The 25,876-nt window shown below is 33.9% G+C and carries 26 protein-coding genes; 9 read left to right on the top strand and 17 right to left on the bottom strand.

Going from position 1 to position 25,876, the window contains the following annotated elements:
• Window positions 1-431: 431 nt before the first annotated feature.
• The 3 genes from LDM92_RS04560 to LDM92_RS04570 form a co-directional block, all read right to left on the bottom strand.
• Window positions 432-1,067, bottom strand: coding sequence for a hypothetical protein (locus LDM92_RS04560; protein ID WP_223902226.1), 636 nt, complete (start codon window positions 1,065-1,067; stop codon window positions 432-434).
• Window positions 1,068-1,513: 446 nt separating this feature from the next.
• Entirely contained in the window at window positions 1,514-1,792 is a 279-nt protein-coding gene (locus LDM92_RS04565; RefSeq protein ID WP_223902227.1) for a DUF2087 domain-containing protein, read from the bottom strand.
• Entirely contained in the window at window positions 1,782-3,380 is a 1,599-nt protein-coding gene (locus LDM92_RS04570) for an ABC transporter ATP-binding protein (RefSeq protein ID WP_223902228.1), read from the bottom strand. The genes LDM92_RS04565 and LDM92_RS04570 overlap by 11 nt, the downstream gene beginning before the upstream one ends.
• A 140-nt stretch (window positions 3,381-3,520) precedes the next feature.
• On the opposite strand from LDM92_RS04570, the gene LDM92_RS04575 reads away from it, so the two are divergent.
• Window positions 3,521-4,366, top strand: a complete 846-nt coding sequence (locus LDM92_RS04575; RefSeq protein WP_223902229.1) for an Rgg/GadR/MutR family transcriptional regulator — start codon at window positions 3,521-3,523, stop codon at window positions 4,364-4,366.
• On the opposite strand, the gene LDM92_RS04580 is transcribed toward LDM92_RS04575, so the two are convergent.
• From LDM92_RS04580 to LDM92_RS04620, 9 genes are all read right to left on the bottom strand, one after another.
• Entirely contained in the window at window positions 4,363-5,232 is an 870-nt protein-coding gene (locus LDM92_RS04580) for an ABC transporter ATP-binding protein (RefSeq protein ID WP_045927290.1), read from the bottom strand. The two genes, LDM92_RS04575 and LDM92_RS04580, sit on opposite strands and share 4 nt — an antisense overlap.
• A gap of 1 nt (window position 5,233) precedes the next feature.
• Window positions 5,234-6,496 (bottom strand): tellurium resistance protein TerC, encoded by a 1,263-nt coding sequence (locus tag LDM92_RS04585; protein WP_223902230.1) that lies wholly within the window; start codon window positions 6,494-6,496, stop codon window positions 5,234-5,236.
• Window positions 6,493-7,611 carry an ABC transporter permease gene (locus tag LDM92_RS04590; RefSeq protein ID WP_223902231.1) on the bottom strand — a complete coding sequence of 373 codons (1,119 nt, stop codon included), beginning with the start codon at window positions 7,609-7,611 and terminating at the stop codon, window positions 6,493-6,495. Before LDM92_RS04590 ends, LDM92_RS04585 begins: the two co-directional genes overlap by 4 nt.
• 333 nt (window positions 7,612-7,944) lie before the next feature.
• A complete protein-coding gene (locus tag LDM92_RS04595; RefSeq protein WP_223902232.1) occupies window positions 7,945-9,411 on the bottom strand; it encodes a DUF4874 domain-containing protein in 1,467 nt (488 codons plus the stop codon).
• 14 nt (window positions 9,412-9,425) lie between these two features.
• Window positions 9,426-10,853, bottom strand: a complete 1,428-nt coding sequence (locus LDM92_RS04600; RefSeq protein WP_223902233.1) for a DUF4874 domain-containing protein — start codon at window positions 10,851-10,853, stop codon at window positions 9,426-9,428.
• A gap of 14 nt (window positions 10,854-10,867) precedes the next feature.
• Entirely contained in the window at window positions 10,868-11,878 is a 1,011-nt protein-coding gene (locus LDM92_RS04605) for a LacI family DNA-binding transcriptional regulator (RefSeq protein ID WP_223902234.1), read from the bottom strand.
• 266 nt (window positions 11,879-12,144) lie between these two features.
• Window positions 12,145-12,978, bottom strand: a complete 834-nt coding sequence (locus tag LDM92_RS04610) for a PTS system mannose/fructose/sorbose family transporter subunit IID (RefSeq protein WP_223902396.1) — start codon at window positions 12,976-12,978, stop codon at window positions 12,145-12,147.
• Window positions 12,968-13,801 (bottom strand): PTS mannose/fructose/sorbose/N-acetylgalactosamine transporter subunit IIC, encoded by an 834-nt coding sequence (locus LDM92_RS04615; RefSeq protein ID WP_045927285.1) that lies wholly within the window; start codon window positions 13,799-13,801, stop codon window positions 12,968-12,970. Before LDM92_RS04615 ends, LDM92_RS04610 begins: the two co-directional genes overlap by 11 nt.
• Window positions 13,802-13,803: 2 nt before the next feature.
• Window positions 13,804-14,295 (bottom strand): PTS sugar transporter subunit IIB, encoded by a 492-nt coding sequence (locus LDM92_RS04620; RefSeq protein WP_045927284.1) that lies wholly within the window; start codon window positions 14,293-14,295, stop codon window positions 13,804-13,806.
• A 166-nt stretch (window positions 14,296-14,461) separates the two neighbouring features.
• Here LDM92_RS04620 and LDM92_RS04625 point away from each other — a divergent pair, with 166 nt between their 5' ends.
• The 7 genes from LDM92_RS04625 to LDM92_RS04655 all read left to right on the top strand — a co-directional run bounded on the left by LDM92_RS04625 (window position 14,462) and on the right by LDM92_RS04655 (window position 20,876).
• The gene (locus tag LDM92_RS04625; protein WP_223902235.1) at window positions 14,462-14,854 is read left to right on the top strand and encodes a hypothetical protein; all 393 of its coding nucleotides are present in this window, start codon (window positions 14,462-14,464) and stop codon (window positions 14,852-14,854) included.
• Between the two features lie 572 nt (window positions 14,855-15,426).
• On the top strand, window positions 15,427-16,431 hold the full coding sequence (locus tag LDM92_RS04630; RefSeq protein WP_223902236.1) for a LacI family DNA-binding transcriptional regulator: 1,005 nt from the start codon (window positions 15,427-15,429) through the stop codon (window positions 16,429-16,431).
• Window positions 16,432-16,527: 96 nt separating this feature from the next.
• A complete protein-coding gene (locus LDM92_RS04635; protein ID WP_223902237.1) occupies window positions 16,528-17,772 on the top strand; it encodes an alpha-L-fucosidase in 1,245 nt (414 codons plus the stop codon).
• Between the two features lie 17 nt (window positions 17,773-17,789).
• Complete coding sequence (locus LDM92_RS04640; protein ID WP_223902238.1) at window positions 17,790-18,113, top strand: PTS sugar transporter subunit IIB; 324 nt, start codon at window positions 17,790-17,792, stop codon at window positions 18,111-18,113.
• A 5-nt stretch (window positions 18,114-18,118) separates the two neighbouring features.
• Window positions 18,119-19,435, top strand: a complete 1,317-nt coding sequence (locus LDM92_RS04645) for a PTS sugar transporter subunit IIC (RefSeq protein ID WP_223902239.1) — start codon at window positions 18,119-18,121, stop codon at window positions 19,433-19,435.
• A 26-nt stretch (window positions 19,436-19,461) separates the two neighbouring features.
• Complete coding sequence (locus LDM92_RS04650; protein ID WP_223902240.1) at window positions 19,462-20,553, top strand: DUF871 domain-containing protein; 1,092 nt, start codon at window positions 19,462-19,464, stop codon at window positions 20,551-20,553.
• Between the two features lie 2 nt (window positions 20,554-20,555).
• The gene (locus LDM92_RS04655; protein ID WP_223902241.1) at window positions 20,556-20,876 is read left to right on the top strand and encodes a PTS sugar transporter subunit IIA; all 321 of its coding nucleotides are present in this window, start codon (window positions 20,556-20,558) and stop codon (window positions 20,874-20,876) included.
• 115 nt (window positions 20,877-20,991) lie between these two features.
• Here the strand turns inward: LDM92_RS04655 and LDM92_RS04660 are convergent, their stop codons facing one another.
• The 5 genes from LDM92_RS04660 to LDM92_RS04680 form a co-directional block, all read right to left on the bottom strand.
• A complete protein-coding gene (locus LDM92_RS04660; protein ID WP_223902242.1) occupies window positions 20,992-22,563 on the bottom strand; it encodes an ATP-binding cassette domain-containing protein in 1,572 nt (523 codons plus the stop codon).
• A 187-nt stretch (window positions 22,564-22,750) separates the two neighbouring features.
• Window positions 22,751-23,209, bottom strand: a complete 459-nt coding sequence (locus tag LDM92_RS04665) for a hypothetical protein (RefSeq protein WP_223902243.1) — start codon at window positions 23,207-23,209, stop codon at window positions 22,751-22,753.
• The gene (locus LDM92_RS04670) at window positions 23,196-23,414 is read right to left on the bottom strand and encodes a helix-turn-helix transcriptional regulator (protein ID WP_309294911.1); all 219 of its coding nucleotides are present in this window, start codon (window positions 23,412-23,414) and stop codon (window positions 23,196-23,198) included. Before LDM92_RS04670 ends, LDM92_RS04665 begins: the two co-directional genes overlap by 14 nt.
• A gap of 122 nt (window positions 23,415-23,536) precedes the next feature.
• Entirely contained in the window at window positions 23,537-24,493 is a 957-nt protein-coding gene (locus LDM92_RS04675; RefSeq protein WP_223902244.1) for an NAD(P)-dependent oxidoreductase, read from the bottom strand.
• A 290-nt stretch (window positions 24,494-24,783) separates the two neighbouring features.
• The gene (locus LDM92_RS04680) at window positions 24,784-24,999 is read right to left on the bottom strand and encodes a hypothetical protein (RefSeq protein ID WP_223902245.1); all 216 of its coding nucleotides are present in this window, start codon (window positions 24,997-24,999) and stop codon (window positions 24,784-24,786) included.
• Between the two features lie 283 nt (window positions 25,000-25,282).
• On the opposite strand from LDM92_RS04680, the gene LDM92_RS04685 reads away from it, so the two are divergent.
• On the top strand, window positions 25,283-25,831 hold the full coding sequence (locus LDM92_RS04685; protein ID WP_223902246.1) for a hypothetical protein: 549 nt from the start codon (window positions 25,283-25,285) through the stop codon (window positions 25,829-25,831).
• Window positions 25,832-25,876 lie beyond the last annotated feature (45 nt).

Consider the following 25,876-nt stretch of genomic DNA (forward strand, 5'->3'; position numbering starts at 1 on the left):
AACGGCAAGAAGAAAGAGAAGTAGGTTGCCTTCCTTCTTAAAAAATAGCACGCAAAAAAGCTCTATCCCAATAATAGAGCTTTTTTCTGTGATTCCAGTGGAATCGCTAAACTATTTATACATTTATATTTTAGCATAAATTTGTTTCAAAAAGAAAACAAAAGTAACGAAAAACTAACATGAATGTATAAAAGAAAAATGTCAGTTTTTAAAGCTATAATTCTAAGTCGCAATCTTTCTTGAGATCTTTAGAAATTTTATTTCTTTATTAGACTCAAATCTCAATCAAACATAATTGCACCGCTTTTCGCGTCACCTTGCTACATCATCATTTAATAATCTTCGCGTCCAGTCTTATGCTAATTTAAATTAGCATAAGCTGCTTAAACACGCTCTAGATCCACAAGGCTAAATTTTAGCCTTATTTACAATCAGACAATTAAAAGAGTAGGAATATTAGCAAAAACTTCGTTATCAATCCATTGTTTCAATTGAGTAATTGATTCTTGAGCCAATTTTTTATCTGAACCCTTTAATTTATTAGCCAGTTTTTCGGCAGTGACTAGCTTCTTTGCTATTTTCTCTTTAGGAGTATTAGTGATCATTTCTACTTCGGTTTTTATTAATGGTTTAAGCGATTTTCTCAGACCATTTACATTGTATGTCCCGGTTAAAAAGTTAGTCCAAAACTTATATTTGCCATTTTGCGACACAATATGAACTAAGGAACCATTTTCTATTGATACAGCACGATCTATTTTGAATAACATGTTTTTAGCAAAAACTTTTTTAGCATACTTCAAACTATATTTTTTAAGTAAACCATTTTTTCTTTGATACAATCCGCCATCAGCAGTAGCTACATTTTTAACTAACTTGAAAACATAGCCAGCTTTAGTCAATTTGTTAGACCATGTTTTATCAGACACATCATTATTATTGACTACAGTATTCGTTTCACTTACGACAGCTGCTTTAACAGGCATATAATTATTGCTTGTTGCACTATATATCAAGCTTGCGCCATAAACAGCTACAATTGTTGCTATACTAAGTGATTTTTTCATTTTTATTCAACCTACTTTGATTTGATACTAATAATATTTTTCCATTTCATTACTAATTTAACTGTAATCACATATTAAAATAATAATTTAATATTGAGATTATATATCTTTAATTAACTGCATTCAATAAAAAGATAAAAACATGTTTAAAAAGCAAAATAACAATTTTTAAAGTTGCAAGTCTTAATCATTTTTATTTTCAACCAATAAATTTAATTATTACTTTTTAGGAACGTATCGTATATATCAAATTAAATATAAATTTCAAGTCTTGCCATCTTGTTATCTATCTTCATAAGAGCTACTAAATCAACTTTTAGTTTTTCGTCAAAACCAAAAAAAGGACAAACGATATATAGTCACTTGTCCTTTTAAACTGCTTTATAATCATCAACTATGGTCTTAACACCCTTTTTATACACCTGCTTTTCTGTATCAATTAAATCCTAATCCTTTACTCTATTTTTTTCATTTAGCCAGTAAAATCTACCGTCATCCGTTCTCTTTAAAAGATGATTTTCAATTAAATCTCGCCTTCTGGTAACATAATCAGCCACATAACGCATTAAAATTAAATTTACTTCCTGCTCAGAATATTTTTTTGCTGGTTCAAATTTAGTTGCCAAATATTGTAAAATCAACAGCCGGTTTTTAGCCTTACCAGGCCAAACTTTAACAACTCCATCATTATCAACATAGCGCATTAATACTTCTTTATTCTTCATTTTCTCCATTTAAATTAATTATCCGATCAAACAACGACTTTTCAGTTTCAGAAATTTTATGAGCAACTTCAATTACTGCCAAATTCGACTGCTTTAACAGTGTTTTGTGAATTGCAAGTGACAGTTCCGGATCAAGGGCACTAGTAGCTTCATCAGCGAGCAATACTGGCCGTTCAGAGAGAAAAGCACGTGCAATTTCAATTCTTTGGATTTGTCCTCCGGATAAATTTGCCCCCTTTTCACCAACCTGATAATCCCAGCCTTTTTCATCCACGAGTTCAGTTAGTCCCGCCGATTCAACTGCTTTAGCCAAATTTGCTGGAGAAACTTTCCGCCCCAGTAAAATATTAAATTTGATTGTATCATCAAAGATAAACGGCTTTTGGTTAACGTAACTGAAATTATCGTGGGCTTTGGTCCAGTTGCCAGTGACATCTTCACCATCAATATAAACATGACCTTCACTAGGTTTAATTTTACCCAACATTAAATTTAACAACGTAGTCTTTCCCCAACCACTTGGTGCCATGAGCAAGATTTTTTCATTAGGTGCTACAGCAAGATTAAGATGAGTGAAAATTTCTCTGCCACCTTGACTGTATGTTGCATCTTCAACTTTCAAACCAGTAAATTTACCAGTTTTTGCATTTTTAGTACTGTCAGCTGAAAAAGACAGAGCCTGCTCTACTTTATCCCACATCGGCTTAGTAGACTTGATTGCATTCAATTGTTCAAAAATATTAACTATCGGGTTAATAAATTGATTGGATAGTTGCACTATCATAATTAAGGTACCAACGCCAATCTGTCCTTGCAGCATTAAGATGGCACCTACTAGAAACGGCAGTATAAAGCTAAAAATATCTGCAAAAGCCATAATGACTTCTCCGGCTACAGCTTGTGTGAAGTTTAAGTTCTTTAATGCTTCTTCCATTCTTTTGGCACTATTAACCACTTTACTAATAGTCGAACTTTGGACATCGTATAAGCCGACAGTTTGCGCTCCGTTTAACCCGTCATTTACACTTTGAGTGTATGCGACGTTATTTGTCTCCCAAACTTTTGCTTTGGATTGAATTGTTTTGGTAAAAGCCCTTTGCACTAGTCCAGGAATTAAAGTAGTTACCATAAAAATTAATGTTAAAATCCAGGAATTGATTAAACCAACTACTACTGATAGCAAAAAAGATACTAATTCTGCAATGATCATTAATTCATTTGTAGTCTTAGACGTCTCAATCTGTTTAAGATCGTTCGTCATCAGACTTAAACCATCCTTTTGTGAGTCACTGCGTTGTTCAATCAAGTAGCTCATCGTTTTGTCTTTAAGATAAACATTGACATCCTGAATAATAGCGTACTTGATATAACGGTACACAAAATTAGACAGCATAATAATTAAGATTGTTGCGGCACCAATGCCGGCAATTCTAATTAAATTGCCACTATCGCCTTGACGATATTGCGCTGAATTTAACATGATCTTAGTGACATATGCAATTACCACATTGCCAAATGCCATTACTATTGCTAAAAGTGTGTAGGCAACGAGTTTCCATTTAGGTGCAAATTTTAATGAAGATTGCATTTTTCTACTCCTTCTTTATTATTAAAACGGTTAAGATATTTTTTTGCTTAAACATATTAAAGCATGAATTATTTTTTAGATTTTTTACTTCTCATATATGAGAAAAAAGTGCCATAATATATAAAAAGGACAAAAATATCATGCAATCAGGGAATGAATTTAAACAGTTGCGAAAAATGCAGCATATTACCCTTAAAGAAGCTGCCGCAGGCATTTGTTCCATTCAAATGCTTTCTCGCTGGGAAAATAATCAAGGACACATGGATTTTAACCGGGTGTTAAAACTGTGCGAAAGAATTAGTTTATCCGCAACTGAATATATTGCGCTTGCTAAACTCGACCCAAAAGATCATATTGCGCTTATTTTAGAAGAGTCTTGGAGTAACCACGACAGAGATTATTTGGAAAAACTGGCTCAAGCGGCATTAAATAAATATCAGTCAAGTCAAGATCCTTTTGACCTTGACTATGCAGCAATCGCCTGTAGTTTGTATTATAAAACTTCACAGCATAATATTTTTCCTATAGCCCAGCAAAATGAATTAAACCATCAGTTAAGTAAGATAACTGTTTGGGGTCATGAATTTCTCTCACTTTTTGCCAATGTTATCCCTATTATTAGTCCCAGAATCATTTACCAAATCTCTGTTCAGGTTATCAGTAATATTTCTTTTATTAAAAAAGCAGGAGAAGGTACATTTCATTTTGGTATAGCAGCTCTATTTGAAGCTCTAATTGGTTTAATTACAAATAGTCAGTTTAAATTTGCAGATAAACTGCTAACACGAATAAACCAGATTGACTTACCAGATAACGAAATGTTGTTAATTGTTGGGCGCAAATTTTTAAATGCAATTCTTACATTTCACAATACTGCCAATGATGAAGCAGCTGTCTCAATCATTCATTTTTTAACTAATATGGACATGCAAACTACGGCTGCTTATTTTCTGCAAATATTAAATCAGGTTAAAGCTTTAAACTAATCATAAAATTTATTAAATAAGTCTTCGATATCAATTCTTTCAACTGCGTATTGAATATCAGCTCTAACTAAGCTGGCTATAAGTTGCGTCAGCTTATCCTGCTCAATTTTTTCTAGAGGAACTAATATCAGGTTATTAGGCAAAGTTTCGTAATCATAATTAGCTAGCAACTTAGTCGTTTCAGGGGTAGACTGCATCTTTAAATACCGTTTATTTTGCTTTTTATTGTCTAGATCTTCAATAATGTGTCCCTTACCCATAAACAAGACCCTGTCAGCATACTGCTGCAAGTTAGACAAAAGGTGTGAAGCCATAATGATCAGCTTGTTTTCATCCTTTAGTTTAAGAAGCATCTGTGAAATTAAAGCTACGTTCTGCGGATCAAGTCCATTCATTACTTCATCTAACAACATTACAGGAGAATCAGCTGCTACTACCATTGCAAAACAAAGTCGCTGTTTCATCCCCAAAGAATAAGTCTGCACCTTCTTATCCACATAATTTTCCATTTGCAAGTCAGTAATTATTTGCTCAACGGGCTTTTCAGAATTGTGCCAAAGATCAGCGTATAAATTAAGATGATCCCGTCCAGTCATAAAGGGAAACAGGTCGCTTTGTTCAGGAAACGAGCAGATTTCCTGGTGTAATTTAATCGTGTCTTTTTGTGTTTGATAACGTGTATTTTCATATTCAACAAACCCTTTTTGCGGCGTCAGATTATGCAAAATAACGTTGATCAAGGTCGACTTACCAGTACCATTAGGCGCTACGAGACCAACGATCTCGCCCTGCTTAAATTCCAAGTTAACATCGTCTAAAACAACGTTCTTTCCAAATGCCAATGTGACATCTTTTATTTTTAACATTTTAATCACCTCGTCTAACTAAAGGGATGCTTTTAATTTGCGTGAACAAAAACAGTAAAATTTCAATGACAAGTGCCAGACAAATGAGTGGTCCTAAGCCAGCAGTAAAGCCCCATCCGGGTGCATCCATCAAATAAGCCAAGTTGCCGGTAATACTGTCACCGATAGAAAAGTAAGTCATAGGCCATTTTTCCAAAAACGGGTAAACAAAGCCCATGCCCAACGAGAAGTAAAGCATCTTCGCACTGATAGCAAACAAACTGCTAAGCATGCCGGCAACATATTCGTTACGCAAAACGATTGATAGCAGAATTGTTAACCTGATAAAGATAAACGAAATAATGATTGCAAAAATGATAAACTGCAAATAATACATACCTAGTGTTTCAGTCCTAAAGGTTGCTTTGAAGTTTATTTTGCCTAAATAATCAACAGTATTTAGTCTTAATGATCCCAAACCATATCTAGGTGCTATACAAAGAAGAGCAATTATCCCAGCTACTACAAAGTCAAGCAAAACCCCTACTTCAACAACTCCAGTTTTCAACCATAAAATGGTACGTTTACTTAAAGGAATATTTTCCAAGACCGTATAATATTTCCTGTCATTAGTCACAATGTCTGCAGCAAAGAAACAAACTATCACTACCATGATTAAGACTGTCCAGCCAGAAAGTGAGTTTTGAATTACTTGTAAGGCTGTGCGTTCTTCCAAAATATTTTTATTCAGCTCTGTTTGCTTATCCTTTTTACCGGCTAAAAGTGCGTTATACAAGTGATACGTCCGTTGATAGCCAAAATGACCATCCTGCTTAAAATTATCATTTTGATTGTACGCAGCTGGATACAAAAAGTTTTGGTTACCTTCTACAAAGATTAACTCGTCAATATATTGATAACGAGCACTGGCGTATTTAGCATAAGCATCCCAGGCTTTTTTCTTTATAGCAAGCAATATTTTTTTATCATAAGATAAGACCTGTGGGTAAGTACTGACAGCGTCCACTGCCCCTTTGCTAGGAATATAATCATAACCTGGCTTCTTGGAATAAGCAATCTCTTGCCTCGCCACTTTTAAAAAGGCCGTATCGTCAATATATTCCTTTCCGATAGGTTTGGCATCGACCTGTTCAATTACCTGGCGGTTAGGCACACTGACCAGACTAAAATATAAAGACATAATCACAGTGGCAATAAACAATCCAATATTTTTGGGATTAATCAAAAAAGCCTTCAACTGAAAGAGGAAATAACGCCATTTCATCGTGCAATACCTCCTTTATTAACCAGGTATCTGAACCAGATGATCAAAATAAATGACCAAACTAATAGGATACAGCCGCTGGTGACTAAGTTTAGCCCTGCAAATCCTGTTTTACTTGCCACAGTGCCATTAAGCACATCATTAACATTTAAATATGCAGATGGCAGCCAAACAATAAATTTAAGCATTTTGGCAGGCAAATACGTTAATACATATAGAGCAATACCAATAAAGGTAGTGAGATATACATTTTTAGTCAACTGGTTAAGAAGTAAAGTTAAACTGGTCACAAATACTACCAATACTGCGGTATAAAGTAAAAAGAGCAAACAATCCAACCAGACTGGGATTGCTATTATTTTATTAAAGTAAAAAACGTTAGGGTAATTTAAACTGCGAAAGCCATTTCGTAAGCCAGCAAAAAGATACGCACCAACTAATCCAATAAGTAAAGGGCCCAAGGTTAAAGCCAAATTGATCATGGTTTTGCCTTTAACCTCATCTTCTACACGATAAGGGATATTGCGTAAAACCGTATCATGATCCAACTTAACCATCCACACATCATTAGAAATAAGCAAAATATAAAAGAAAATAAAAATAGCCACAAAATTGAGAATATAGATTAAATAAGTTGCTGATGCCTTTGAATTCATAACTGCAGGTATACGATGATGATAAAGATATTTATACGTAACTAATCTTTGATGCAATTGATACTTGGGTGGAACGTTCAATGTACTGGCTCCCAAATAATTATTATGGTAGCCATCTAACATGGTTTGAAATAAAGTGATCGATCCGTCTAAATAAGTTTGTGGATCACTTAAAACTTCCCCATTTTGTAAACTGAAAATACAACCTTCCTGGGCATTTAAATTGTCATAAGTCTCTTTATATTCTTGTTTGCGTAATAAACTGCTGTCAAAATAACTGATATTAACCTCAAGAGAATCATAGTATGAGCGCCACTGACGGTAGTTATCTCCCAAGTTTTGAGCTTCAACCACTAGTACAAAGAGAACCATGAATAAAACCAAAGCGCCCATTAACAGAATATTTTTCTTTGATTTGCGTGCAATAGTAAAATTTGCCTTAAAATAAGTTCTCTTCATGGAAATGCCTACCTGATTTACTAAAAATGAAAAGTAATTAACAATGATTTTATCATATTTTATTTAGCTCTATTATAGCTAAAAATAAAGACTTCATTATGTTGCAAATATATTTTCAATTATATAGTTTGCTTATTTTTTAAAATAAAGCTAATTTATTACAATATATTTATAAACACTATAATATTTGCAATGAACTCAGCACAATTGCATCTATGATAATTGGAATTAAGAAAACAGGTGAATTTAGCCTTTAATTTTTATCATAAATAAAAAAACCGATAAATCATCGTTTAAAGCGTAATTTATTGGTTTTTGTCTTTTTACAACTATTTATTTAAGCGTCAGCAAATAATTATACCCATCATCAAAAGCTATATTGTTTGCCAGGCGGTTTCCCGTATTACTGTAACCAGTAAATTTAAAGGCTAAATATTTTGCCTGACTGACTAAGGTTTTATCTATCTGCCATTTGATTGGTAAAATTTGCAAAGACTGCAAATGAGCAATATCAGTTACGTCCTTAGCAGCCACTACATTTTTAGATTCATCCAGTAATACCAGTTCTGCGTTATTAATTAAAACTGGAGCAGCCAGGCCATAATTAGTTAAATTAACTTGATAGTCAATATTCTGCCCATCTGCTTGATAGCTAATATCTTTAACTGCTAAACGGTAACCCAGATAATCCCTAATATATTCATACCAAGAACGACTTATTTCATTATCATTAGTATCTTTAAACCATGATTTTTGATATGGTAATTTATATTGGTCTAAAAGTGAAGGCGTTACTAGTTGCCGTTTCCAAGCACTCAAAGAATAGTCTTTGCCATCTTCTTTGTAATTATGAGCTATACTCAATGAAGTAAAATGATGAACTGCAAGACGGTGAGCAATCAGTGGTGCAGAAATTAATTGACCGTTATTGTCTGATGCATTGGCAGAGCCCCAAATCATTTCACCGTCAACCGGTACAGTCTGAGATTGTTCTGCCATCGCCTTCCATTCAGCAGAATTAGGATCTGCACCTGCAGTATTCCACACATGAGGGCGACCAATCAAGTAATCATCATGAAATCCAACTCTTTGCCAGTCAGAACTCTGGGGATCAACATTTTGTGACTTGATATTGTAATATCTGACTTGGATAAATAAATCTTTAGGAGTATTGGCTAATAATGCCTGCAGAATTGCTTTTTCATTCATACGGCTACGGGCTCCGCTGTCCCATTCTCCCCAAGCTCCAATAAATCCAGCTTGTAAATTAGCTATTTGATCACGATGCTGAGCAATCCAGGGAGCTAGTTGCTTAATATGTGCAACCACTTGCTCAGTTGTAGGTTCCTGAGATTTGGGATGAGCATCATCCCAAATATAGGCAAAACGTAATACAGCCTGTAAATGGTTTTGCTTCAACTTTTGGAAATATTGATCCATATTATTAAAGGCAGTTTGATCTAGTGGCTTATCTTTATAATCAGTCAGATAAAAGTATACTTGTGCAAGTCGCGGATTATCATCAGCAAATGTAGCTATCGCATTTTGCATTTGCGCTATTCCTGTTTTATCCGCATTACCCCATAGTCCCATGCCGGTTTTAACATTTAAATTTAACTCTAAGCGAAAGCCACGATCGCTATTGTTAGCCATTTCTTGATTTTGCTGCTCTGTTAGAGGCTTTTCGTCATATTCAGAAATAGTTGCAGCCTTAACTGAACACAAATTTTGCTGATTTTGAAATAAAAGTAACCCTAAAAATGCAGTTATTAAAGTTAGCTTTTTAAATATTTTTTTCATGAGTTATTCCCCAGTTACAATTTAAACCAATTAATACCATCTGCCCACTGACAAACATTGGCAAGACGTGCTGTGCTGTTATTAGTAGCCTGCAACCTAACTCCGACTTTATCAGGTTGATTATGTTTTATTAACGGGATAACCGTATTTATTTCTCGGTTAGTTTGTAAAGCACTTTTTTCAACGAAAGCCTTACCAATAATATTCTGCTGTTGATCTACAGCAAATAACTCTATTTGTTTCAAAGCCAGAGGAGCGGCGAAGCCGGTATTCTTCAGTGTGAGATAAACGGCAGCATTTAAAGTGGAGTTATAACTAATTTGTTTAACTTCTAAACGGTAGCCTAAATAATCACGCAAATATTCAAAATAATTACGTTCAATTGTCTGATTCTTTTGATCCAAAAACCATGATTTTTGATACGGCCAATGCTTTTTATCTAATAAATCAGGCGTAACAGGAACATGCTTCCAATATTCAAATGAGCCCATTTGAGGAAATTTAAGCCCCTCTGGTTTGCCAGTTCTTTTTAATTCATTTTCTAAGGTCACATTATAATATGAATTAGTTTTTATCTCATGGTAATTATGCGCAATACTTAAGGTAGTAAAATGATTTTCAACCATTCTTTGTGTGGTCAATTCAGGATCTACGTATTTAGTTTTTAAATACATAGGATTGGCAAATAACCAGATACTTTCGCCATCAACGATTGTCGTTTTTGAATCCCTTATTAATTGTTGATACTCATTCGAATCATGATTTTTACCCGCTGTATTCCACTCATGTCCAATACCTATTAAAAAGTCATCGTGAAAACCAATTCGTTGTTCATTCTCTTTTTCAGCAACACCTATATTACGATTTTTTATATTTAAATAACGTACTTGTACAGTTAGATCTTGAGGAGAATTTAACAACAAACTATGTAAAATTGCTGATTCATCAGTTGTTTCACGAGCATGGGCAGACCATTCTCCCCAAGGTCCAATAATGCCTGCCTGTAAGGCATGAATTTGCTTGCGATGTTCGTAGAGCCAGCCAGATAACTGTTCCAAGTGCTGCTCTACTCTCTGCACACTAGGAGCCTGTCTATAAGGCCTTTTATCTTCAGAAATATAAGCAAAACGAAGCAATGCTTTTAAATTTAATTTAGCCAGTTCCTCAAAAAATGCACTCATATGGTTAAAAGCTTGTGCATCCAGTGGATCATGCTGGTAACCTGTTAAGTAAAAATAGACTTGTACTATTTGTGGCTGATCGTCTGTATACAGTGATGCTTCTCTTTTTAACGCAGCAATAGCATCTTCATCCGCATATTCATATATGCTCTTACCCGTTTTTACATCCAAATAAACTTCAAAGCGAAAACCGCGATCAGGGTTTGTGAGTAAAATCTTCGTTTGATCTCCACTTAACTGCTTAGGATAATAATTTTCCATTTTTTCCTCCCAAACTAATTACCAGTACTTTCTCGCAAAATTAGTTTAACTTCCAGTAGCGTAGTAGCAGCACGCGCCTTATTCTCTAATATATCTTCTCTAATTAAATGGACAGCAGTTGTACCTAGGTCCTTTTCTGCAACTGAAACTGATGATAGTCTTGGAATGTAATATTTAGACATCTGAATATTATCGAATCCAATAATATGATAATCTGTTGGAGCACGAAAACCTTTTGTGTACAATTCTCTCATTATTCCAATTGCTATTTGGTCATTTCCAGCCAAAATTCCCTTAGGAAAAATAGGTAATTGGACAATTTGTTTACCTGCTTGAACGCCATCTTCAATACTCCAACCAGAAGTACTGATTGAGCATTCATCCTGATCATGCAGCTTCATCCACTCTCGGTAACAATTTAAGCGAACTTCACCTTTTGCCAGAGTCTTTTCTCCTTGCAAGTTAGTCATATAACGCGGACCGCCAACATATACGATATTAGTTTGGGCAAACTTTTCAAGTTGTGCTAAAGCTTCTTTTACCCCGGCAGTTAAATTAGCATTGACTAGTTTTACGGAATTATTTTTATATCTTGCCTCAATAATTACAATATTAGAGTTCAATTTTTTTAATTCAGTAATGGCAGATTCGGACAGACTACCGATAACAATCACGCCGTCCCAATAATATAGTCCGTCCCAAAATGAATTATCCAAAGATTTATTCAAATAGTAGATCGAACTTAACGTCATTTTCTCTTTTTTAAGTTCTTCAATAATCCCCTGCTTTACTTGCTGATAATACGTATATTCTGCTACTTGGTCTAAATTCATAGTTGTCAGCACGCCAATGACGGGACTCTTTTTACTTTTATTTTTTGTATGATAATTTAACTTTTTAGTAGCTGCCAAAACTTTTAAACGCGTTTGATCAGTTACACTTAGGGAAGTGTCATTATTTAAAATTCGTGAAACTGTACCAGCCGAAACACCTGCTAACTGAGCTACCTGTCTGATATTAGCCATTTTATTTTCTCATCTTTCATATTTGGTTATTATAACAGGTGCTATTAAAATTCGTTTTAAAAATATAAACTTTAGAACCTGATAATCTAAACACAATCTGCTATTACAGCATTTTTGCAATTATGCTATCAAATATTTTTTGTAAATCAAAGAAAATACGGTTGTATCATTATTGTCAATACATCCGCGTTTTCTCAATTTACCCGCTTAATTTTGCAACAGGCTTTTTTCAGCAGATAATCTGATTATTTTTAAATTTCTATGTTTTATGCAACAACTTTTAAATTGAATAAAATAATAGCCAATATTAGAACAAACCAAGTTGCTCTAGTAGAGTTCATATGTTTACGATCAAGCAGCCAATAAATAAAGGCAACTAGTAAAACTGGCAGTAGGGATGGCATAATTTGATTAAAAATATCCTGCAGCTTCATCGAAACTTTTCCAGCTCTAAAGATAAACGGGATTTTTAAAGTAATAACAGTTGGAATCAAAGCTCCTACAACCGTCACTCCTAGCAGGGTTGCTGAATCAGTCAATGCGTTAAGCTTAGAGCTCATTGAAGTAACCAGGTTGACCCCTTGTTTATAGGCAAATGGCATCCAAGTATAAGCCCAAATGTAGATAACGCCTAATGCAACCATCCATAAAATAGCACCAAACGGGTTGCCTTTAAGAGCCATGTATGATGCAATCGCACCAAAAATAGTGGATTGAACGGTACCTAATAAGGTGTCACCTACAGCAGCAAATGGTCCCATAAGTCCAGTTTTAATACCTCTTACACCATCAACTGAATCAATTCCCTCTTTTTCCTCCAGAGCAATGTCGACACCTTGGATAATGGAGCCCATATGCGGACTGGTATTAAAGTACTCAGACTGCACACGCATCATTTTCTTCATATCTTCAGGCTTATCACCATATAACTTACGTAAAATTGGCATTTGTGAACCAACATAGCCTGGAGCCATCATAGTTTCGTAGTTCCAGCTTAGTGCGGAGGTAAAAATCCAGCGTAAGTTAGCGCTACGAATATCTTTTTTAGTTAACTTATGACTCTGTGTTGTCGTAGTTTTTTTAGTAGTATTATTCTTCATCACCGGTAATTACTCCTTTATCATCAACACCCATTTCAGCAGCTTTTTCTGTATCTAAGCCATTGCTACCGCTACCAGACTGGTTTTTGTCATGAATGATAGAATTATAATGATTAATGGCAAAGCCGACTCCGACAAGTGCAACACCAAGCATCGGTACGTTTAAATAAGCAGCGGCTACAAAGCCAAAAATCATGTATGCACCAAATTTCTTAATAGGCAAGTAATGCATTAAGATAGCAATACCAACTGCTGGTAACATAGTTCCGGCAGATTTTAATCCACCCATTAGCCACTGTGGCATATAGTTCAGTACATTTTTGACAAATGCTTCACCAAAAATCAACACTAACAGTACAGGAACCGATCTTGAAAGCCCCCACGGAATAGCCCCGTAAAGACTATTTCGTACAACAGCTTTATCATCGTTACGATCGATTGCCTTATCTATTCTGTGTGCAAAATAGGTATTAGCAAAACGAGCCAAAATATCAAGTTGCACCATCAATAGACCCACTGGAATAGCAACACCAATACCATAGTTAATGCCTTTTCCTGAAATATGCGCAATTGCAGTACCTATGATTGCTCCGGTGGCATAATCAGGAATCGAAGCACCACCAAAGGTACCGACACCTAATATCATTAACTGCAATGTTGCTCCTACGGCCAAACCTAATTTCATATCACCAACAATTAGTCCTGCAATTAATCCAGCGTTAACTGGGTTACCAAAACCAATACCAACTGTGATAATTTCATTGATTTGGAAGAAAGCAAACAAAGACAGCAAAATTATTTGAACTACACTCAATGAATTCATTATTATTTCTCCATCCGTTTATTTAATTCAGACATAAAGTCTTCTCTAGGATCGTTTGGCACCATCTGGTGATAAAGCTTTACTCCCCGAGCATCAAGTTCCTTAAAAGCCTTTATTTCTTCGTCATTAACTCCCACGCTCTTGAACAATTGCAGTCTGCCTTCACCACTTGGCAAGTTACCAACATTAACTTCTTTAATTGGTACACCTGCATCGACCATCTTAACCAGAGCCTCTGGTTCACGAGTAATAATAAATATTTTTTGGTCAGCATAGCGTCCTTGAACAATATTGTTACTTGCACGATCTGGTGGCAAAATACTTAAAGCTGCTTGAGTGGGACGAGCTAATTTTAAAGCTGTTTTTTCCAAGTCATCCTTAGATACTTTATCGCCAACGACCATTAAGCGTTCTGCACCTAATTGCCCAGTCCATACACGAGCCACTTGACCATGAATCAAACGGCTATCAACTCTCACATTAACTAACTGCACAATTCATTACCTCCTTCTTGTTATCGCTTACATTTACTTACACCAAAATTATAGTTTATATATTTTGTTTTGTAAACACAATTTTTTTTAGTAAACAAGATTGACATTAACCTGTTTTATTAATAAGCTAATCTTAAACATCTATTATTAAAGAAAGTGTAACGGTATGATTACAGTTCAACGATCAAAAAGTAATATTTCAATGGGCAAACCCACAACTGTAATAGTTAACGGTTTAAGAGTAGGAGGTATTGCGGCTGGCTATGCTTTAAAATTAAATTTAAAAAAAGGGGACTCGCTGCAACTAACTCAAGGCCTACTAAATCGCTCAGCCAAAATGATTATTAATAATACTGACGCTCATTATAAAGTTATTCCGAATCCAAAATCAGCAGGCTTAATAGCTGTTATGATTGCTGCTTTATTATTAATTCCGCCAATGATTAAAAACTATGTTCCTTTTTCACAAAACGTTTCAGCAATTATTATCTTTTTAATCTTTTTGTTTATTGAATTAATTTTCAATTTCCGCTGTGGTTTACTTATCGAAGAAATTTAATAAAGATGCTGCCAAAAAGTTCAGTTAATGATTTTATATACATACAAAAAAGCTCAGTTTTATAATAAGTCCAAAAACTTGGACAAAAAATTAATATTATTTCTTTAAGGCATGAGCCCGATATTCTTTCAGGGTCATGCCTTTTAGTCTCTTTTTAATTCTAGTGGTTAGCTCTAGTTGCTTATCCCGTTTAGCAGGTTGAGAGTTAGTGTAATAGTAATTAAATGTAAGTCTTTGTAGTTTGCCCAAGTCTTAAAAATATAATCTAAAGCCGTGAACTTGATATTCCGTCCTGGCAATAGTTAACATTGGTATTTCCTTAATTTTCCATTTAGATAATATAGTCATAAAAAAGCTCCAAAAGTTGTCCAACTTTTGGGGCTCAGGACAACACTTAACTTTTTTATTTTTTTAAAGGTTAATTTTGTTTTAAAATATATAGTACCTTTTACTCAAAACTTTGTTTAGCTAAGCATTTGTAAATTATTACTTATAAATGCTATGCTTAAATTAATTATCTAAAAGTCAAAATTCACTAATTGAACAGGATACAAATTTTGGAGGAAACATAGTTGGCTACAATTAGAGATGTTGCACAAATAGCTGGAGTATCTGTTGGTACAGTTTCCCGATACTTAAACGGTTATACTTTAAAAAAGGAAAATAATACTAAGGTAAGTAAAGCAATCAAGCAACTAAATTTTAAACAAAACTATATTGCCAAGGGCTTAAAAAACAAAAAAAGTCACACTATTGGTGTCATTGTTAATAATTTAACCGATGTCTTTGCTGCTTCTGTTGTTACTCCATTAGAATATTATTTGGAAGAAAATGGTTATAGTTTAATCCTCTGCGATTACGCCAATAAAATGACAAATCTTGAAAAAAAGATAACCTTTTTAGATTCTAGGAGTGTAGATGGTATTGTCGTTTTTCATTTGGATCATTCTATACCTGCTTTAGATGCGTTAAAAGAAGAAAATATCCCTTTGGTTGCAGTTGATGCCCCAATTAGTGGGATAAATTGTGATGCTGTTTTAGTTGACAACTATAACGCCTCTTTTAATGTTGTCCAAAAATTTTATCAATTAGGGCATCGTAAGATAGGAATTATAGCCGGAACCAAAAATAGATATATTAGTATAGAAAGGCTTCGTGGCTATATAGATGCCATGAGAGAAAATAACATATATGAAGAGTCACTTATCGAAGAAGGTAATTATTTCAAAAAAGATGGCTACTTTTGTACTAAAAAGCTTCTCAAAAATAATCCAGACATCACAGCTTTATATATAACAAATTATTATATGACTATTGGGGCAATTCAAGCAATTCATGAAAAAGGTTTAATAATTCCTGATGACATATCAATTATTGGATTTGATGACTATGATCTTTCAGATGTTATTCAGCCTAAATTGAGCGTAGTAGCACAGCCGGTTCACGAAATTGGGAAAAAAATCGGAAAAATCCTTTTAGAAAAAATTAAAAACCCTAAAAATAAGAAATATAAAAAATATTATTTAAAAACTAAACTTGTTTGGCGAGATTCAGTTGGAAAGATCACTTATTCTTGATAAAGCGCTTGCATATTTATGATATATGCTTTATTATTAACTTGTAATTGAACCGGTTCAATTATATTAATAAATAATAAGGTGGTGAAAATTTAATTGTATAAAGAAAAAAGAATACAAGAATTTGAAGAAATGAGTCTCGGCTTGTTTGTCCATTGGGGATTATATTCGCTATTAGAGGAAGGAGAATGGACTGAAGAAATAAATAAAATACCTCCTAAAAAATATGAAAAATTAATCAGTCATTTCACTGCAGAAGAGTTTTCTGCCAAACAGTTAGTTCTAGCTGCAAAGGAAATGGGTGCTAAATATATTACTTTAACAACAAAACATCATGAAGGTTTTTACTTATATGATACTAAAGGACTAAGCACTTTTGATGTTATGCACTCACCAGCTCACCGTGATCTTATCAGAGAATTTACTACTGCTTGCCATGAAGAAAATATTAAACCTTTTCTTTATATGGCGACTTATGATTGGCATGATGCAGATTTTGAGAATAATTTTGACAAATATTTAAAGCATTTAAATCAAGCAATAAAAATTTTGTGCACAAACTACGGTGAAATTGGAGGATTTTGGTTTGATGGTAATTGGGAAAAGCCTAATGCAAATTGGAAACTGGATGAATTGTATAAAATAATTCGTACTTATCAACCAAATGCAATGATCATAAATAACACTGGACTTGAAAACAGAGGAAAACTTATTAATCCTGAAATTGATGCTGTGACTTATGAGCAAAGTGTAGCCGATAATAATACTGTCGGAAATAAAAATGACAAGTATGTTGCTAAAGAATCAAGCATGACAATTAATGATCATTGGGGCTGGGCAAGAGATGATTTAAACTACAAAACTGTTGCTCAAATTATAGAAAAAATCTGTCAAGCTAAAAATTTGAAATCAAATTTTCTTTTAAATATTGGTTTGACAGGCAGTGGTTCTATTCCTCAAATATTTAAAGATTATTTACATGCCATTGGAATATGGATCTCTAAAAACAAGGTGGCCTACTATTATGGTAATCCAACAAATATTACAAGCAAAAGTAATAAAAAAGACTTTGTCTTAAGAGAAAATAACAAATTATATTTCTTTCTCCACGATTTAGGTGTTGTGGGAGATGAAAATGTTATTTTAACAGGTAGTAACACAAATCCAAGAAGTTTTACAAATTTATACCATAAAATTGAATCGGTTCATTTAATTGACAATAATGAACCTTTAAGTTTTATGCAAGATCTAAAAGAAGGAATATTTACTATAAACGCTAAAGGTAATCGTTATGGAAGAAATTTAATAGTACGAATTGCTTGTGCTATTATCTCCAAATAAATAAGAAAGGAGAAATTATGCGAGTTTTACTTTCATGTGGCGGAAAAATGAGTTCTTCACAGTTAGCAGAATACATTGAAGACGCCGCAAAGAAAAGAAATATAGATGATATTAAGGTTGATGCAACAAGCATTGACGCCATTGAAGACGATATTAAAAATGCAAATTATGATCTTGTATTATTGGCCCCACAAGTTTCTTATAGAGCCGATTATATTCGAAAAGAATATTTAGATTCTAAAAACATTCCACTTAAACTTATAAAAGGAAGCCTATACAATCCTATTCATGCCAATGAGCTTCTTGATGATATCATAAAATTTAAAGAGAAAGGAGAGTAATAAAAATGAAATTCAATAAAGAAAAAATTATTGATAGTCTTAACAAGCTTTCAAATCAACGCCATTTAAATGCCATTCGAAATGGGATGAGTACAATTATTCCAGTTGTTGTTATTGGATCATTTTTTACTCTTATTCTTAGCATACCTATAGATGGCTGGAAAAAGTTTATTGCCCCATTTGCAACTAAACTGTCAGTTCCTTTAACTTTCACCGTCAATTTTATGTCAATTTATGTTGCGTTTGCTATTGCTTATTATTTAGCTGGCGAATACAAAAAAGTTGACAGACTGTCAGCGGGTGTCCTCAGTGTGTTAGGCTTTTTAATCGCAACAGTAACGCCTACAACAATAACTGACACTATGACCAAAGCAACAAAATTAGCAGCAGGAGACTATTTACCTGTTAGTTCATTCGGAGCTTCAGGATTATTTACAGCAATTGTAATGGGATTATTTTCTGTTGAAGTAATGCGTTTCTTTGTAGATCGTAACTGGGTCATAAAATTACCTAAAGGAGTCCCACCAGCTGTAATTAATTCATTTATTTCGTTAATCCCAGGTATCGTTATTATTCTTACTTCATGGGTCATTAAAGTAGGACTTAATTTCGATATCAACACTGCTCTGACTTGGGTCTTTTCTCCTATAGGTCAGTTTGGCAAAGATAATCTAGCTTCAGTTATTGTACCAATTTTACTTATTTCTATTGTTTGGCAATTTGGTATCCATGGGATGATTATTGCCACACCTATTCTATTTCCATATTGGTACGGCAATTTGGATCAAAACATTCAAGCTTTAAAAGTTGGTAAAGCTATTCCCCACTTTATGACAGAACAATTTTTTCAATGGTTTGTCTGGATTGGAGGATGTGGAACAGTTTTAGCTCTAACAATTTTAATGGCCTTTATTGGTAAATCAGAATTTTCAAAAGCTTTAGGTCGTATTTCATTAGGACCTTTAATCTTCAATATAGCTGAGCCAATCATCTACGGAGTCCCAGTTTTGTTTAATCCAATTTTTACCATACCATTCATAGCTGCACCGTTAGCTGATGGTGTTCTAGCATGGTTTGTCATGGGTGTACTTCATTGGGTAAACTATCCAATTGCGGCTCCCCCTTGGGTATTACCAGCACCAATTGGTGCATATTTAGCAACAGGATTTGATTGGCGAGCTATTGTTTTGTCATTTGCATGCTTAGCACTTGCAATAGTAATTTGGTATCCATTTTTTAAAGTTTTTGATAGACGTCAAGTCAAAATAGAAGAAGAAGCCAAAAATAATGACGAAAAGCAACAAGTTGTACCAGATAATTAATAAAAGGAGTGTGAATAAATAATATTATGTACGGTATTTCAATTTATCCTAATAAAGAAAAATACGATGACACAATTTCATATATTAAACTTGCAAATCAATTAGGATATAAAAGGATTTTCTCAAGTCTTTTATATAACGATCGGCCAAAGGATGAAGAATTAGATCAATTTAAGTCTATTTTACAATACGCACGTAAACTAGGTTTTGAAATAATTCTTGATGTAAACCCACAGACTTATAAGGCATTAAATATCTCTGAAACTAATTTAAGCTTTTTCAAAAGCTTAGGTGCTACTGGCGTCAGATTAGATTCAAATTTTGATGGCTTAGTTGAATCAATTATGACTTATGATAATTCTGATCTAAGTATTGAATTAAACATTAGTAATGATACAGATATGATCAGTAATATTTTATCTTATCAGCCAAATACTCATCGCATAATTGGTTGTCATAATTTTTATCCTCAACGATATACTGGACTCGATCTTAACTACTTTCTACATTGCTCAGCTAAATATAAGAAGCTTGGTTTACGAACGGCTGCATTTGTTTCTTCACAAGTTGCAAAGAATTGTCCTCTAGTGTACAACGATGGTTTACCAACACTTGAACAGCACCGAGATTTAGATTTGGTTACTCAAGCTAAACACCTTATTGCAACTGGGCTAATAGATGATATCATTATTTCCAATTCATTTGCATCAGAAGATGAATTGCGCCAAATGGCATCTTTAAATAATCATCTGATAACCCTTGATATCAATTTTGAAAATTCAGTAAGTGATGTAGAACGAGAAATCGTTTTAAAGAACTTACATTTTCGTCGGGGTGATATAACCAGTTATTCTATTCGTTCTACATTTGTAAAGTTAAAATACCAAAATGTAGTTTCAATTCCTCCTACCAATACACCAAATATTCTGCACCGAGGTGATATAACAATAGGAAATAACAATTTCGGACAATACAAGGCAGAACTAAAAATTGTTTTACAGGAAATGAAGAATATTGATCATTTACAAAATGTAGTTGGTCATATTCCAGATAATGAGCTTTTCTTAATAGATTACATAAAACCCTGGACAAAATTTATTTTCAAAGAGAGAGTATAGCTATGAACTATATTGAACAAAATATTTTTGAAGTAATTGCTGCTGCAGGTGAGTCTAAAGGGAATAGTATGAAAGCAATAGATTATGCTAATGATGGAAAAGAAGATGAGGCAAAGAAATACTTACTAAAAGCAACAAATTCTTTAAAGAAAGGAAATAAAGCCCATTTTAAACTAATTACAGGTAAAGAAGCGGAAAAAATAAACTTTTCTGTGTTATTAATTCACGCTGAAGACCAACTAATGGCCGCAGAAACTTTTAGAGATCTAGCTACCAAATTAGTTGAAACTGACTTAAAATTAGCTAAATTAACATCAAAATGACTTTTATAACTAATTGATTGACAATTAGCCTAATCATCAAAAATTTAATAGAATAAAAACCTTTGCAGTTCGTCTTTTTCAATAAACGAGCTGCTTTTTATATGAAATATAAACACTAAATATAATTATTAAAGTCAATTACAGCATCATAACGCTTTAACTCTGCTGGCTCATAATGGTGAATAACCTCAATGAAAGTGAAGTTAGACGCAAACAAGTAGTCATGAATTGCCTGAGAAGTTGCCTTGTCCAATGATGCATTGACTTCGTCCAGTAATAAAATTGGTCGTTTGGCTAAGATAGCCCTTGCCAGTTCAATTCGTGCTAATTGTCCACCGGATAATTGGTCCGCATTATCACCTAATTGATAGTCAAAACCTTTTTCTTTAACCAGCTGTCCCAGTTCTAAATGATCACAAACTTCCGTAACTTCTTCTAAGGGGAGGTCTGCACCCAAAGTAAGATTAAACCACAATGAGTCGGCAAAGATGACCGCGCTTTGGCTTGAATATGCAAACAAATTAGTAAAAGTACCAGGTTTAACGGCCTTTTGATTAAGCAACTCTTCTTGTGCCTGACCATAATCACCATACATTAAATATTGGAGCATGGTGGATTTACCAGAGCCAGATGGTCCAATTACCGCAACCTTTTGTCCTTTTGCAACTGCAAAATTAATTTGACTAGCTAATTCTTTATCCTGCCGTTTTAAAGTCAGATTTTTCACTTCTAATTGCTTAAAGTCATCAGTAGCAACACCGTTTTGCGGTTTTTGCTCACCTTTAGCAATAAACTGATTGATCTTGTTAACGATACCCTTAGTGGTAGATAAATTGTTTCGTTCATTTAAAATTTGCAGGATAGGATTAACAAAAGAGTTAGAAAGCTGAGTGATGGCAAATAATGCTCCTAATGTTATTTGACCATTGACTACCAATAATGTCCCAAAAGCAAATGGTAGTAAAAAGGCACTGGCAATCGCGATAATATTAAGGTAGGTATTAGTATTATTATTCAGCACATTCATTTTGGCCAGTTTTTCTTCCAGACGTTCAACCGCACGCTTATTTTGTTTAACAGCATTGTCTTGCTTGCCGTATAAATTAAAAGTTCCAGTGCCAGCTAAAATATTTTTGGTTTGGCTGACATACTTGTCGTTAGCCTTAGTCCAATCACCTGAAGCCTTTTGAATTGGTTTTTGAAAAAAGTTGGACACGATTGTAGGGATTGCTGAGCCCACGAAATAAATCAAGGTAACAAACCAATTTAAATATAAAGCATAACCCAGCGCCAAAATAACGGTATAAGTATAGATCAGAATTTCAATTTCAGCTTCATAACGATTAGTTTCTAATAACTTAAAGTCGTTGGTTAAAAAACCTAAATTAGCACTATCTTCTTCTTTATTTAGCAGCATCCCTTTCAGCACTTTAGATCTCAACTTAGTGTTAATCTGCTTAACTGCATCGGTTTTTAAGTAATTAAATAGTAAGCCTGAAATTAATATTATAGTCAACGCTACTATGATCTGCGTTACTAAAGAAGGTAAGACTGAAAATTGTCTCTTAGTTGCCATATTGATCAAATTGCTAAGCATATAAGCAGCAAAGATATTCAAAGTACTGTATATCAAACCGAAAACATTGAGCCAAAAGAATTTTAAATGTGAATAGTTATGGTAAATCATTATTTTTCTCCCTCAGTTTTGTTAATAATTTTTTCATTCATTAAAGATGATAAATTAATTAAACTTGAGAAGAACCGTGATTACAATACTATTTAACTAAGAGGTCACTATCAGGAAAGCAAGTGGGACAAATTTTATACTAAAATACAGGGTCGCTCGGATTTTATTCAGCAGTATTTATGCCTCATCAGTTTCTAAGTTCATTGGTAATACCTATAATTATTTCGATTAATAATAATAAGTTCCATAAGACGCTTAAAGTAGCGGCAATGGTTGTCAATATTATGACCAGTGTCGTAAAGCCTTGAGCTTCATACATGAACGCTGCGCTAGTTATAAAGACCAGGCTCAGAATATAAATTAACCAGTTAGCTATTTTATACATTTGGTGATCGGTTTTCACTGCAATAAACTCATCACGCTCGTCTTCATCATCTTTATCTGTACCCACAGTTTTGGCTTTATAATAAAGATAAAAAGCAAAACTAATAGCAAAAACTGCATAAATAATATTTTTCGGTATATCGGTTTGCCTGCGGTGCTGCAGAGCCTCTAAACTGATCAGCACTAACTCAAGAAGTGCTAAAAATGTAAAAAAGCATGCTGCGAAATAATATTTGATCTTTCTTTTCTTATTCTTCTTCATTTTCTATATATTCCTGTAAACAAAATAAGGTTTCAATATCGGTCCTAAAAACTTGCGCTAGTTTATATGCCAAGATGAGCGAGGGTTTGTATTTACCTTTTTCTACTGAGATAATCGTTCTTTCAGTGACACCCACTTTAGCGGCAAGTTCACGCTGCGTTAAGTGCAGCTTTTTTCTATTTTCTTTAACTAAATTTTTGATAATCTCACCTTCTTAACAATATGAAGTTGGCTTCATGTAGTTAACTTCATATTTTATTACAGTAAAAGAAAAAAGCCAAGCAAAAACTTGGTTTTTATTCATGATTATTTTTACTAATTAAAAAATTACTTATTAACTTGGTTTAATGGCTTATGATCCCGTAAATATGAAATGAGATTTTGTGAAGCCTCAGCAGCAATATTCGTGCGGGCAGACAGTGTTCCTGAACCTGCATGAGGTGACAAAATTACATTATCTAGTTCGCATAAAGCTTGTGGTACTTGAGGTTCAGTTTCATAAACATCTAAACCTGCTCCAGCAATGTCCCCATTTTGCAATGCGGCAATTAAATCATTTTGTTTAATCAGCTTACCTCGAGCAACATTGATAATATAAGCTGTCTTTTTCATTTGCTTAAATACTTGAGCATCGAAAACGCCAGTCGTAGAAGGGGTTGCCGGGGCGTGCAGGGTAATCACATCTGCTGTTTTAACAAGAGTAGCAAAATCGACATAATGAACATTCTTTTTTGCTTCTTCTTGAGAACTTAGCTGATGTCTGTTATGGTAGATAACTTTCATGCCAAAGACTTGAGCGTACTTGGCTACTTCAGAGCCGATACGCCCCATACCGTAAATACCAAGCGTTTTTCCCTGGAGTCCCGTCCCCATATTTTCCGGTTTAGAAACATCAACCCATTTTTCAGCGCGAATGGTTTTATCATAAAAATGCAAACGTCTCATAGTTGCTAGAATTAGGGCAAAAGTCATTTCAGCGGTGGGAATAAGAACGCTTTTAGGACAATTGGCAACAACAATTCCTTTTTGCTTTGCATAGTCAATGTCTATTTTGTCATAGCCAACGCCACTAGCAGAAATAATTTTCAAGTTAGTGCCGGCATCAATTAATTCACGGTCAGCCTGTGTCCCCATGAGTATCAGACCTTCATATTCAGATAGATGTGCTAAAACCCAAGCTCTACCTTCTTTTTCTGGTTTACGGGTCACAGCAAAGTTTTTTCTTAACTCCGTTAAACCAGCTTCTGGCATTCTCCCTGTTACCAAAACTTTTATGTTACTCATATTCTAACCCTCCCTTAGTTTGTAAGCTTTTTTCTCTAGATTGATCATTATCTAAAAAGCTTTAAATTGAATTTTCACGTTAATGTTAATTATACTTTAGTATTTGTCTTTCATCAAAAAAGCCTGACAATATTTAAATCTTGTCAGGTATTTTCTCTTGTATATTTTCTGTTATATTTATTACTTGCAGTGGCACTTTTTTAGAAATGTGTGCAAGATTTTTAAAAAGACTATTAGTAACTACATATATAATTTGACCTTATTTAATGATGCCATAATCTTTTTTAATTTTATTTATCTTGCGTTAACTTAAGAATTGCACTGACGGCTGATGCTGCAATAGCTGCTACAATCAACCAGCCAAGGGCATTTCGCGGTCTGTTATATGTAATAATCGGTCCCATACTCCATAATTGATTCTTAGTGATGGCTACTACAAAAATGCCAATCACGACAAGCCACAAAACAATTGCTAACACCATAGTTAGTCTTTGAATATTTTTCATTATTATTTTCTCCTGCATAAAAAATTATTTTGACTATTTTTCTAGCATCACGTACTGGACTTATATCTGTTTTAGCACAAAGCAGGAGTTAATTTTCTTAAAAAATACTTAATTTATAGTATATAAATTTTTGCTTGTTTGCCTAAATCTATATTCAACTTACTAACAGAATGATCCATTGCGCACATAAATGAGCTGGTCAAAGCTAAAAATATCAGTACTATTTTTTATTATTAATGGGCAGTATATAATGGACAGTAGTAGTAATAATTGGGAGGTAAAAATGAAATTTAAGAAAAAAATCATTACATTATTAGCACTAATTAGTGTGGTTGCCGGTTTTGGTATAGCGCATAATTCTGTAAGTACTGTGCAAGCAAAAACCAATACAACCACTTTTCCCAAAAAGATGCGTGGAACCTGGTACGCTTATTTCAATAAGAAGAAAATCTTGAAAAAGACTTTTACTAAAAATAAGGAAATCACTTACGATACAAAGGGCAAACACATACGCTACTTACACAAACAACCTAAAGTTTTTCCTGAATCTAGTAAAAAGAATAGAAATTGGATTTATCGTTCTGAAACCACAAAAGTTAAAGGTCATACGTGGTACGGCATAAACAGGATAACCATGCAACCAGACTCAACAGGCGAATACTACAGTGTAGCCAAGTTAAAAGGAAATTCGGTTTTGGGATATGCTATCGCACATGGAGACACTTTTGAAAGTGAAGACGTTCATTGGTATCGCAGCCCCAAATTAGCTAAAAAGTTCAAAAAAACTCACTATAAAGACTTTGACTTTAAAATCGTCTATAATTTAGATTAATGATTTAAAACTACTAACAAAAAGCAGTTAGAAGTAATTCCTGTG

The organism is Lactobacillus laiwuensis, from assembly GCF_019972835.1.
GTDB lineage: Bacteria > Bacillota > Bacilli > Lactobacillales > Lactobacillaceae > Lactobacillus > Lactobacillus laiwuensis.

What these genes read in the sequence shown, in the direction of transcription:
- LDM92_RS04560 (WP_223902226.1), bottom strand. Translation starts at nt 1,067, where the DNA reads ATGAAAAAATCACTTAGTATAGCAACAATTGTAGCTGTTTATGGCGCA.
- LDM92_RS04565 (WP_223902227.1), bottom strand. Translation starts at nt 1,792, where the DNA reads ATGAAGAATAAAGAAGTATTAATGCGCTATGTTGATAATGATGGAGTT.
- LDM92_RS04570 (WP_223902228.1), bottom strand. Translation starts at nt 3,380, where the DNA reads ATGCAATCTTCATTAAAATTTGCACCTAAATGGAAACTCGTTGCCTAC.
- LDM92_RS04575 (WP_223902229.1), top strand. Translation starts at nt 3,521, where the DNA reads ATGCAATCAGGGAATGAATTTAAACAGTTGCGAAAAATGCAGCATATT.
- LDM92_RS04580 (WP_045927290.1), bottom strand. Translation starts at nt 5,232, where the DNA reads ATGTTAAAAATAAAAGATGTCACATTGGCATTTGGAAAGAACGTTGTT.
- LDM92_RS04585 (WP_223902230.1), bottom strand. Translation starts at nt 6,496, where the DNA reads ATGAAATGGCGTTATTTCCTCTTTCAGTTGAAGGCTTTTTTGATTAAT.
- LDM92_RS04590 (WP_223902231.1), bottom strand. Translation starts at nt 7,611, where the DNA reads ATGAAGAGAACTTATTTTAAGGCAAATTTTACTATTGCACGCAAATCA.
- LDM92_RS04595 (WP_223902232.1), bottom strand. Translation starts at nt 9,411, where the DNA reads ATGAAAAAAATATTTAAAAAGCTAACTTTAATAACTGCATTTTTAGGG.
- LDM92_RS04600 (WP_223902233.1), bottom strand. Translation starts at nt 10,853, where the DNA reads ATGGAAAATTATTATCCTAAGCAGTTAAGTGGAGATCAAACGAAGATT.
- LDM92_RS04605 (WP_223902234.1), bottom strand. Translation starts at nt 11,878, where the DNA reads ATGGCTAATATCAGACAGGTAGCTCAGTTAGCAGGTGTTTCGGCTGGT.
- LDM92_RS04610 (WP_223902396.1), bottom strand. Translation starts at nt 12,978, where the DNA reads ATGAAGAATAATACTACTAAAAAAACTACGACAACACAGAGTCATAAG.
- LDM92_RS04615 (WP_045927285.1), bottom strand. Translation starts at nt 13,801, where the DNA reads ATGAATTCATTGAGTGTAGTTCAAATAATTTTGCTGTCTTTGTTTGCT.
- LDM92_RS04625 (WP_223902235.1), top strand. Translation starts at nt 14,462, where the DNA reads ATGATTACAGTTCAACGATCAAAAAGTAATATTTCAATGGGCAAACCC.
- LDM92_RS04640 (WP_223902238.1), top strand. Translation starts at nt 17,790, where the DNA reads ATGCGAGTTTTACTTTCATGTGGCGGAAAAATGAGTTCTTCACAGTTA.
- LDM92_RS04645 (WP_223902239.1), top strand. Translation starts at nt 18,119, where the DNA reads ATGAAATTCAATAAAGAAAAAATTATTGATAGTCTTAACAAGCTTTCA.
- LDM92_RS04650 (WP_223902240.1), top strand. Translation starts at nt 19,462, where the DNA reads ATGTACGGTATTTCAATTTATCCTAATAAAGAAAAATACGATGACACA.
- LDM92_RS04655 (WP_223902241.1), top strand. Translation starts at nt 20,556, where the DNA reads ATGAACTATATTGAACAAAATATTTTTGAAGTAATTGCTGCTGCAGGT.
- LDM92_RS04660 (WP_223902242.1), bottom strand. Translation starts at nt 22,563, where the DNA reads ATGATTTACCATAACTATTCACATTTAAAATTCTTTTGGCTCAATGTT.
- LDM92_RS04665 (WP_223902243.1), bottom strand. Translation starts at nt 23,209, where the DNA reads ATGAAGAAGAATAAGAAAAGAAAGATCAAATATTATTTCGCAGCATGC.
- LDM92_RS04675 (WP_223902244.1), bottom strand. Translation starts at nt 24,493, where the DNA reads ATGAGTAACATAAAAGTTTTGGTAACAGGGAGAATGCCAGAAGCTGGT.
- LDM92_RS04680 (WP_223902245.1), bottom strand. Translation starts at nt 24,999, where the DNA reads ATGAAAAATATTCAAAGACTAACTATGGTGTTAGCAATTGTTTTGTGG.
- LDM92_RS04685 (WP_223902246.1), top strand. Translation starts at nt 25,283, where the DNA reads ATGAAATTTAAGAAAAAAATCATTACATTATTAGCACTAATTAGTGTG.